The organism is Bradyrhizobium sp. LeoA1Lang (genome assembly GCF_055413685.1).
Map to the genome: position 1 here is coordinate 1 of NZ_JBVAPG010000371.1, position 2,055 is coordinate 2,055.

Below are 2,055 nucleotides of genomic sequence, written 5' to 3' on the forward strand. Positions count from 1 at the left end.
CAGAGGTCCCTTCAGAGGGGAGCACCCAATCATCGCCCAGCGGCAGCGTCAATCACCCCGATCGGGCAATCCAAAGCATTCCGCGCAAGTCAAGGCCGGGCACGGCGATCCTCTCGTGACGCTCACCATGTAACGGTTCGGACGACGGCTCGCGGTTCAGCATGGTCGCAACCAGCAGCCTGACGATGCGCGCGCCGACCATGGCGCGGCCGTCTGGCGCGCGGGTGAAGGCACGCGGATCGGCGCTTGCGGCCAGCGCCAGCACGGCAATGGCACGGTCGATCGGTGCGGCGCGGCGCGCGGCCTCCGCGATGGCACGCATCTCGTCCGAGACGAACGGGCAGTTGCCCGGCGCGAAGGGATCGACGCCCGTCACGTCCCACAACAGCGTCGCCGTGTGTTCGAGCGTGTCTTTCTCGGCGAGATCGACGCAGTTCACGCCGCGGTAGATCGGCCCGTCCTCTGTGATCGTCGCGATCGCCGAGTCCATCACCGGCAGATCGGCATCGAAGCTGCGCAGGCCCCGCGGCTCCGGCGACGGGGTACGGCGCTCCTTCAACCCGCGCACATCCTCAGCGCGATAACGGTGGCTGCGGGAATCCGCCGATGGCTCGGAGCGGATCAGGCCGCGGCTGACATAGGCGTAGAGCGTGGCCGGAGAGATCGCGAGCTCAGCCGCTGCCTCGCGGGCGGAGAGGTAAAGGCCATCGGATTTTTTCATCTTGATTAAGCTAATCAAGATTGATCAATCTGTCGAGAGGATCGACTTTCCTAATCACGAAAGGAGATCCGCCATGAATATCCAGGTGACCAAGAGCCCGATCGGACTGGACGGCATTCCCGCCGCCGAAACGGTGCTCAGCCATGTCGACGGCGAGCGCGGCGAACTCATCGTCGCGGGCGAGCACGTCCGTGTGCTCGCCTCGACATCGAGCTTCGAGGGCGTCACCGCGCGATTGTGGAATGCGGCGACCGGAAGCTCGCTCAGCGAGGCCAATGTGCGCGCCAAGCTCGGCGCCGCGCGCGAGCGCGCCTTCGCGAGACTGCCGGAACTACTGCCGGCGACCCGCGGCATGTCGATCGTGGATGGCTTCCGCGCCGCGGTCGCGGGCTTGCGCGCCGAAAACGGGCTCGAGCACGAAGCGACGATCGTCGGCGCCTTTCCGGTGATCGCCGGCGCGCTGGTGCAGTGGGCCAAGGGCCACGATCCGCTCGCTCCCGATCCGAATGTCAGCCACGCCGCGGATACGCTGACGATGCTGCTCAACCGCAAGCCGGAGCCGCGCGAGGTCGCGGCACTGGATGCCTATCTCGTCACGGTCTGCGATCACGGCATGAACGCCTCCACCTTCGCGACGCGCGTGGTGGCCTCGACGCAGGCCGACCTGTTCGCGGCCGTCACCGCCGGCTATTGCGCGCTGACCGGGCCGCTCCATGGCGGCGCGCCGGAGCCGGTACTTGAGATGCTCGATGCGATCGGGACGCGCGAGCGCATCAGGCCCTGGGTCGATGCGGCGCTGGCGCGCGGCGAGCGGCTGATGGGATTTGGCCACCGCGTCTATCGCGTGCGCGACCCCCGCGCGGATGTGCTGAAGGATGCGATCGAGCGGTTAGCTGCCGAAGGCGCCGACCTGCCATTCGCCGGTGAGGTCGAGGCCTACATCCGCGAGGCGCTGCGGCGGAAGAATCCGAGCCGGCCGCTGGAAACGAATGTCGAGTTCTTCACCGCGATCCTGCTCGATGCGCTTTCCATTCCGCCGCAGGCCTTCACGCCGATCTTCGCGGTGGCGCGCTCTGCGGGATGGACCGCGCATGCGCGCGAACAGCAGCGCACCGGCCGGCTGATCCGGCCAAGCTCGTCCTATGTGGGGCCAATGCCGAAAGTGTGAGGCGCAGACCGTCAATGGGACGACGGCAGCGACACAAATTCCGCCGTCGTCCCGGGCTTGACCCGGGACCCATATGTGGACGGCCCCCGTGGCACAAGAGCTTTTGAGGTGATCGGATCGCTTGCATCCATATGTCCGGCCTGTTTGATGCGATCGGATGATCGCT

General features: G+C 66.9%; 1 protein-coding gene and 1 pseudogene. One reads left to right on the forward strand and one right to left on the reverse strand.

Annotated features, from left to right (window positions below; genetic code table 11):
* Positions 1-127: 127 nt before the first annotated feature.
* Positions 128-721, reverse strand: a pseudogene (locus tag ACZYOF_RS43520) (helix-turn-helix domain-containing protein); the annotation flags it as partial.
* A 73-nt stretch (positions 722-794) separates the two neighbouring features.
* Here ACZYOF_RS43520 and ACZYOF_RS43525 point away from each other — a divergent pair.
* The gene (locus tag ACZYOF_RS43525) at positions 795-1,889 is read left to right on the forward strand and encodes a citrate synthase/methylcitrate synthase (protein WP_463719561.1); all 1,095 of its coding nucleotides are present in this window, start codon (positions 795-797) and stop codon (positions 1,887-1,889) included.
* The last annotated feature ends 166 nt before the right edge of the window (positions 1,890-2,055 follow it).